Raw genomic sequence first — 8,306 nt, forward strand, 5'->3', positions numbered from 1 at the left:
GGCTCCCGGTGAGGTTCCTGTGCTCGGTCCTGAGAGTAGTGCGCAATTGGGCGTGTACTTGGCCCGACTACATAAGGCTACGGAGAGCTTTGACCCCATGGGTCATCACCTCGATCTCAACTTCGATACGCTGTTGGTTCAGCCCTACCAGCACTTACTTCTGCATCTTCATTTTCAGGAGTCTCAACGCATTCTTGAAGATGTTATCCGCGAGTTCTCTGACAAGGTTCGATGGCCAAGATTGGAATGGGGATTCTTACACGGCGACTTTCACGATTGGAATGTGCACATGGACTCTCAACACCACCAGGTCACCGCATTTGACTTCGATTTTTGTGGCTGGGGCTATCGGGCCTATGATCTTGCAGTCTTTGCATGGGTGGTTCAAACCCAGTACCCGAATATACTTAGTCAAGTATGGCCGTCGTTTCTTAACGGATATCAGTCGGTTCGTCCACTGAGTGCCGAGGACTTAGATGCCGTAGAGGTCTTAGTGAAAATGCGTAGAATATGGGTGATGGCATTATATCTGCAATTTCCGGACGCGTATGGTGGCGCCTGGTGGACCCCGACCGCGGAGTCTCGCTTTATCGAGGCGGTACGCACCTCATGATTGATGGGACTCTCTAGTGACCGAGCGACGCGCCAGCATTTAAACGTCTCGGTGCGCGTTGCGGGATGGCACATGGGGGACTTTCAGTGACATGAACTAGGGTTCTTATTGGTTGCCAAAAATCACTTTGGCTCTAGGGGGGATCGGGTCTGACGACTTGTCAACGGCATTCATCGTTTAACCAAGAGACGTGTATGCACTATGTACCTACTGATGCATAGACAGCCTTGAGCAATTCAGCGACTTGGCGTTGTGAGAAATGTTCGTGCACGCGATGATAAGCGGCTTCGGCCAACTGCCGACGCTCATCGGGATTTTGCATCAACCGGGCTATCACCTGTTGTAATGCGGTGACATCACCTTCAGGAACTATCTTTCCGGATTGACCGATTACGTTTGGAATTTCTCCGCTCTGATAACCGATAACCGGGCACTTTACGGCCATCGCCTCCACAAGGACGCGGCCAAACTGTTCCTTCCACTGAGGAGTAGTTCGGGACGGTACCACCAGAACATCGAGGCAGTTCATAAACTTGGCGATATCCTCGCTGGAGAGCCAAGGGATGATTTTGACTTGATGGTGCACTGGGTGGGCGCGTTGCTCTACGACCTCCTTTAAGGGACCGGAGCCTGCGATAGCAAGAGTCCATTGAGGATGCGATTCCAATAGCGGTAAGGTGGCCTCTAAGAGATCGAGGATCCCCTTTTCCGGAACGAGACGACCGACAAAGCCAATAATTTTAGCTGCACCAAGGTTCCATTGCTGACGATACTCAGGATCCGGGTCAGGATAGTACCGATCGGTATCCACCCCAAGAGGCACAATATGAATCGCCTTTTGATACCCTTTTCGACGCAGGACAGCGGCGACCTCGCTTGTGCCGGCTATGGCCGCCGTGCTATGGTTAAATACGTAACGTTCGATCTGAGAAAACGGTAGAGGATATCGTTTATAGATATTTTGCCAACTTTGAAAAATGGTTTTGATGCGGCGCGATTGGGCAAGATGGAGGGTTTGAGCAGTCACGATGCTATAGTGCTCTTCATCAATATGTATCAAATCGGGGGAAAAGTCATCGACGGCGTTACTGAGCTTTTTGTACCAATGAAAATGATTACGGCCGGATAGCGGTTGAGCGAGTCGGTAAATTGGGTAGTTTTGGTCCATAGCATCATCTTCAAATTGCCAAGGGGCCCAGGCATTGCCAGTGATCACCCCAACGTCTACGCCGAGACCGGATAATAGGGCAATTTTTTTTCGATACGACGCCGTCACTGAGGCCTTGGATACCCATAATACGCGCACTTTAGCTACGGTTCCTCTCTGGAGTTGCTCGAAGTATTAATGCCAACATGATCGGTGTCAGTGTAGTAGATTCTTGGATTTATCGCAACGCATTCCAGAGTGCCGAAATTTCGGTAATTGTGGACGACATTGGCGGGCTATTGTTAACAACTTGGCAACATAAATGGTGTATAGTTGATGACTGGAAAGAAAGGACGGGATACGCTGTGAATAAACGTTCGTTAGTGATGGCGCTAGGCGCCACAAGTCTAGTTGCGGTTATCGCCGGTTGTGGAACACAGTCAGCGTCTGCTGCAAGTTCCACAGTTGCCACGGTTGGAAGCACCAACGTGACAAGCGCCGAGCTGGCGAATTTTGTCAACGGCACCGAGTTTTTACAAGAAACGACGTTCCCCTCGACAAAATCGGAAAAAACCTTAGAAGTTAAGGCGCTGGTGGCTCAGACCGCTGTCAACCAGTGGGCGCTGAAGCACCACTTAACAACAGAGAAAAAGGCGAAAGCGTCGGCGTCCAGTATGATCAAGAATGAGATTGAGGCGGAAACCGGCGGCGCATCGGGTCTGTCCACGTTATTAAAGTCTCATCACCTGACGAGTGCAGGTCTTATGGAATATATTACGAATCAAGAGATATCCGCGAGTGCCTTTACTAAGGTCACCAAAGATGTCAAGGCGCCCACGGTAAGTCAGGAAGAAGCGTATTATGCCGCTAATAAGTCCAGTTTTGAGAGTCCACAACAGGATGAATTAAGTGACATTGTGGTGAAGTCAAAGTCATTGGCTGCGCAGCTTCTTACAGAGGCGAAGGCCGGCGACAATTTTGCCAGTTTAGCCAAAAAGTACTCGATTGCCTCGACAGGCAAGACCGGCGGTAGCTTGGGGTACTTGGCCCTATCAGACACCTCTGGGATTAGCGAGGACATGTATGACGCGGTGGCCGGTTTGAAGGCGGGAGCGTTTACGAGTTACAAAGGCACGAAAGGGTATCAGGTAGTCTGGGTACAAGCGATCAAACCGGAAAGTGTTGAGTCGTTTTCGTCAGTACAGAGCGAAATTAAGTCGGATGTTGCCCAAACTAACGATGACAATGCGTATCAGGCGTGGACCAAGAAGCTCGAGAAAACCGTTAAAATTTCGATTAAGTCATAAAGTCGTGCCGCTAGACCATTGGACCATATGAGTGAGGTTTATCGAGAAAAGCATGGAGTGGTCGGGCCAATACTTCCCCATTCATAGAGACGATGTAGAGCGTCCTACCGTGAATGACGGGTCCGGCACCGCTAAACCCCGTGGGGGTAGGTGTATTCTTCGACGTGACGCTAGTGGGTTGCGTTAGCTGCACTTGTTTAAGTAAATTTCCTGTTCTAGCCGATAGGGTATCAAGGCGTCCGGCGCTGTCGCCGACTAAGAGTTGGTCGGCGACAATGGCCGGGTTGCCACGTACTGCGGCCCCGACAAAGGTGTGCCATTTTATTCTTCCTGTCCTGGCGCTTATGGCATAAATTCGGTCAGTGACCGGACTCCCTACATAGATGGTGTTCTTCACAACGGTGGGTTGCCCCACTTGCATTTCGTCCAGGGCCGTTCGTCCACGGCCAAGCAATGTGTGCCACGCGACCTGGCCGTTAGGCTGGATCGCCATCATGGTGGCACTCATTCGCGTTCCTGTCGCATTGAGGTAATTCGTATATTGTGTGGTAATATATCCATCTGCCCAGGCCGGAGAGCAGTCATCAAGTCCTCCTTGCGCTGGTACGGAATGGCGAAAGCGCACTTTTTCCGATGTCAGGTCAATGCCATAGAGCGCATAAGGTAAAGCGCCGCCCACATAGAGATGACGACGGTGTAGTAAGGGACTTGACATACTGACGTAGGAACCAGCGAGGCTGATGCGATTAACCAAAGTTCCGGAGGCCCAACGAATGACATCAACATGCCCCGCTCCTGTAGCAGCATATATCCGATTTCCATAGAGAACTGGGGTCGGCATCGCTTCTCCGACAGTCCTAACCATCCATGCGGTCTTTCCGCTCGATTGCTTTAGCGCGACGATGCCGCTCCATCCCGTACCCCTTACATGTTGGGAAGAGAACGCTTTGTTGCCTACGCCGACAATGACCAAATGATGCCCAATTAGTGGGGTAGTCATAACTTGATTAAGCACCGTAACTTTCCAGAGTTCTCGTCCGTCACGAATGGCTGCTACCTGGTTTCCATTGGTGCCGACGTACACGGTGCCCGATGCAATAGATGCAGGAGAGGCAATTCCGCCCCTATCAACAAGATAGGTCCATGATTGCGGGCGACTTAGAGCCGCTCGGAACACGGGATGACGGTGCGCATTGTGGCCGTATTGATGCCATGCCACGGGATAAAGAGAATGCGCCCTATGTAGAATTGGCTTCCTATAGATGATGCCCCCGACAAATCCCGTTAGAATAGCAAGGCTCGCAATTCCGAAAGTACGTAGGTTTCTGATACGACTCATCTCCCCTGATGGTGTTGCTAAGGCATAGGTATAACCTGTTTGGGGAACTATCAACCGGGAGAACGATTACACGCGGAGGGAGTTCGCATCATGGTAAAGGAAAGACCACACGTATGGCTCGATATGGACCCAGGCATTGACGACGCCTGGGCACTCATAGTGGCGCTGACACAGTGTACCGTGATAGGCGTATCTACCGTCGCTGGAAATGTTCCTCTCGAAAACACCTATGGTAACGCACAAAAAATTCTGTCAACAGTTTTACACCGAGATCCTGAGATCCCTGTTATTCCCGGAGCCGGTTCGCCGCTGTTATCGCCACTGATTACAGCCACTGACTTTCATGGTCGCGGAGGAACTGGGGACTGGAAGGGTGAAATTGCACGTGTTGGGCCGCACACTGAACGGGTATGGTCTTGGTGGAACCGACATCAGAACCGCTTACGCAATAGTCATCTCATCGTGACGGGCCCCTTTTCGAACCTTGCCACAAGTCTCTTGGCATTTCCCGAGCTCGGCCAAGCCTGGGCGTCCGTGACCTGTATGGGCGGAGCGTTACCGGGAGCCCAGGTGGATAAGGCGCAGGAATTTAATGTGTATGTCGATCCGCACGCCGCAGACATTGCCTTTCACTGGACAGAGCGGGCCTTCCTTTTGGGAATCAATGTCGCTCACAAAGCGGTCATTCCGGTAAGAGATATCGAACGACTGCGCGAGTATGGGGTGGTGGGAGATATGCTTCAGAAGATGCTTAGCTTCTATAGCCAGCGCGCGCGGGGGGAGGGAGGAGATATCGATGCATTTCCTATCGATGACGTCGTTGCGGTGGCGGCCGTTGTGCGACCCGACTTATTTGAGTGGACCGAGTTGCCGTTGGCGGTAGTGCGCGAGGGGCCACTGCGTGGAACGGTGGTTTTAAGTCCTCTCGATCAACGCCGAAAGCCCATCAAAGTCGCTCAAGATGTGAATGTGGAGGGCTTTCGCGAGTGGCTGTGGGACAGCATGGAACCCTATAGGACTCACCATGCATGAAACCCTGGGGCATGAGGCACATTGACACAAGAACCGAATGTGGAAGGAGTGCTGACGCAATGCAGGTAAAAGATTTGATGACCTCTCCGGTCGAGTCGGTGACGGCGCAGGAGACCGTACAACGTGCTGCCGAGATTATGAAGAGAATTGATTGTGGGGGTGTTCCCGTGGTGTCGGGAGAAAAATTGGTGGGCATTATTACCGACCGCGACATTACCATTGATGTGACCGCTCAAGGCAAAGGGGCGGCAACTCCCATAAAGGAGGCCATGTCCTCCAATCTTGTGGCTGTCGAACCGAATACCGATGCCCGCTCTGCAGCTAATCTGATGGCCCAACATCAGGTACGCCGATTGCCGGTCACTGAAGAGGGAAAGCTCGTCGGGATACTTGCCATCGCCGATCTCGCTCGCAAGAACATTTTTGTATCTGAGAGTGGGCACGCGTTGAGCGACATATCTCGACCGGTCAATGAAGGCACCAGTGGGGTCCATTAGACTAGCTGGCAAATCGGCTAGAGGCTTTCGTCTATCTGGGACAATCGCAACGTTGTGTGATGTAGCACCTATAGAGAGTCGCCCGCTTTCCCCGGGCGGCTCACGACGGTTTACAGATTTAATTTCCTCTAGATCCGGTTGATTTCATAGCAAGGCATTCCGCAAAAGCCACACGGATATGTGATACGTCAGGCCCGTTTATCAAAGGTACCCCAATGGCTAAGAAAGCCGCGATTCTTTTGATGAGAGAGCCGGAAAGACGGAGTTACCGAGCATGGTCACTCGATAATCACGGGATTGCCTTCCATACCGAATTTGCGTGTTCTCTGGCATCGCGACGCATCAAACTTTAGCGGAGGATAAAATCGGTGATGGCGGACGTCATCCAGTACTGCATCGAGAGGTGGCTCGTAAATACCCCTTCGCTACCGACCACATGTCTTCTTGGGCCAATGGATGTTTCTCCGTGGCGATGGCTCCGATGCGCTGCGCGTGCCTGAAAGACATCTATGCCTGTGCAATAATTCGTCGATGCTTGCAAAGACGCATGGACCCGGCCATGAGCACGGTCTGATAGGCGCCGTCTCGCAGCACTCCGTAAGTAAACGCCAGGCCGAGGGGTGTCATCGTCGACTGCGGGTCTCCACAACCAACCCATACTGACGTTTGTATGGTGAACATTCTGCTCGTATGACGTTAGTCAGGGGAGGAGTATGATGATAGATGCCAGAGCACCCCAGAGCACCCCAGAGCACCCCAAAGGAGCCATCATGGTGTGGTTCACAACATTGCAGGGCAATTATGAGCTTTTGACCAGGCCCTCACTTTTTCGCCTCTATCCTCAGACATACCGCACCTTTTGCTTGATTACGGCGAGGGTCCCGCGCTAACCAGCATTTTAATTTGGATCCGCATGGGACATCTTCTGGGGTTGTGGCCCTTGACTATCGACTAATAGCTACATGACTTTTGCCGTGGGGCCTCGCGGCGGGATGGCCAACCGAGTCATTAGTTGCATTCGCTAACAGCCCCTCAGAAGACGCTGGTAGAGAATGGCTTGAGAAGGCGGCGAGGTGCGCCGTGCGCACAAAAGCGGCGAGAAATGTACGGCATCACGTTGGCCTCCGTTGAGCCCAATATATCGCACGGGCATCCCTCGCGACGAATGATTGAAAAGATCTCGGATAACCAGAATTGCCGCGCCACCTTCAAAGGCATGATAACAATGGACGTGCATAACGTCTTTATCAGCGGGATAAGGGACTATGCCTAGATGGTGGACTGTTGAATTGCTGATCGGCATCACTTTGTCCTCGCCGTGTCATAGTGCTTTACTGCTTCCCAACATTCTCCTGAGAACAGAAGGTGTCGGCGAGGAGGGAAGTATTATGAACCCCAGTCTAGGGTACGGCCTATGTGGCAGACCACTCATATACCGATATGATTGATACTACCTCAGGCGATATTGTGGAAATTGACATCGATGGTACCGCATACCCGCTTATGCCGAGCGACTTGTCACATCACTATAAAGTGGGATTCTCATACTGTATACAATAATACCGATCACGCCTGGGCTCAAAGAACATTCTCCAACCACTATGAAGTTGATGGTGTTGGATACAGTGGAACAGAAACGAGGAAAACACTATTTAACGGCGCGGGCTCTGCGCCGAGTTATACGGCAACCGTGGACGATTTTTAAGGCTGTTACATTGAGCATCTACTAGATTGACACAAGAGAGTCTTCGTTTCAGGAGACTCTCTTGTCTTGTCGGATTATTCGATCAGCGTGTGAGATTTCTGGTCGTTATTTTTTGATACGCTTTGAGTAAACGCATGGTTTCTAGAATTGGGCCGCCGATGACGATGATCAATCCTAGAATGGGAACAAAGAGTGTCATGGTTGGGCCAATGGTAGCAATCCCCAAAAACAGGACACTGCCACACAGCAACACGGGCCACATGAGCGTTCCAAGAATCTTGTCTTGCGTCGTCCATATGCGGGACTGCCATAATACCACCACGGAAAAAATCCATCCCACAACGAAGATAAATCCGCCAAGTAGCAATAGCCAGGGAATCCACCGGTCGATTGGACGATGAGAAAAGGGGGAGAGACTGGCTTCCGCCCGGATACTATCCGGATCCCCCAATTGCTGGAGCACCTGGCGAATTGCTACTTCTGTGTCCTCCGAGAGATGGGCGCGGGCCGTTTCAATGTGGGCGGTCACGTCTTCGATAATGGGATCGCGTTGAGAAGGGGGGAGATCCCTAAGAGCCAATGATAGCTCGTCCAGATACCGATTGACTAAAATATCACTCGGATTCGCATTCGCGGTCATGGGTTTTCCTCCTGTGTTCGAGATAA

General features: G+C 51.6%; 7 protein-coding genes. 4 read left to right on the plus strand and 3 right to left on the minus strand.

The genetic code is table 11. The annotated features are described in order from the left end of the window. Nucleotides 1-613 (plus strand): phosphotransferase enzyme family protein (locus ACOJWD_RS03360; protein WP_486991808.1); only part of this gene is annotated, 613 nt, incomplete at its 5' end. Between the two features lie 199 nt (nt 614-812). Here ACOJWD_RS03360 and ACOJWD_RS03365 read toward each other — a convergent pair. Next, a complete protein-coding gene (locus ACOJWD_RS03365; RefSeq protein WP_486991809.1) occupies nt 813-1,919 on the minus strand; it encodes a glycosyltransferase family 4 protein in 1,107 nt (368 codons plus the stop codon). A 206-nt stretch (nt 1,920-2,125) separates the two neighbouring features. Here ACOJWD_RS03365 and ACOJWD_RS03370 point away from each other — a divergent pair, with 206 nt between their 5' ends. After that, on the plus strand, nt 2,126-3,067 hold the full coding sequence (locus ACOJWD_RS03370; RefSeq protein WP_486991810.1) for a peptidylprolyl isomerase: 942 nt from the start codon (nt 2,126-2,128) through the stop codon (nt 3,065-3,067). Nucleotides 3,068-3,077: 10 nt separating this feature from the next. On the opposite strand, the gene ACOJWD_RS03375 is transcribed toward ACOJWD_RS03370, so the two are convergent. Beyond that, nucleotides 3,078-4,406, minus strand: a complete 1,329-nt coding sequence (locus ACOJWD_RS03375; RefSeq protein WP_486991811.1) for an outer membrane protein assembly factor BamB family protein — start codon at nt 4,404-4,406, stop codon at nt 3,078-3,080. A gap of 90 nt (nt 4,407-4,496) precedes the next feature. Between ACOJWD_RS03375 and ACOJWD_RS03380 the strand changes: the two genes are divergently transcribed. Then, complete coding sequence (locus tag ACOJWD_RS03380) at nt 4,497-5,438, plus strand: nucleoside hydrolase (protein ID WP_486991812.1); 942 nt, start codon at nt 4,497-4,499, stop codon at nt 5,436-5,438. Nucleotides 5,439-5,497: 59 nt separating this feature from the next. Continuing rightward, a complete protein-coding gene (locus tag ACOJWD_RS03385) occupies nt 5,498-5,935 on the plus strand; it encodes a CBS domain-containing protein (protein WP_486991813.1) in 438 nt (145 codons plus the stop codon). A 1,787-nt stretch (nt 5,936-7,722) separates the two neighbouring features. On the opposite strand, the gene ACOJWD_RS03390 is transcribed toward ACOJWD_RS03385, so the two are convergent. After that, nucleotides 7,723-8,306, minus strand: a 584-nt coding sequence (locus tag ACOJWD_RS03390) for a DUF1700 domain-containing protein (protein WP_486991814.1), incomplete at its 5' end; no start/stop codon positions are given.

Source organism: Sulfobacillus sp. TH-112, assembly GCF_057473405.1.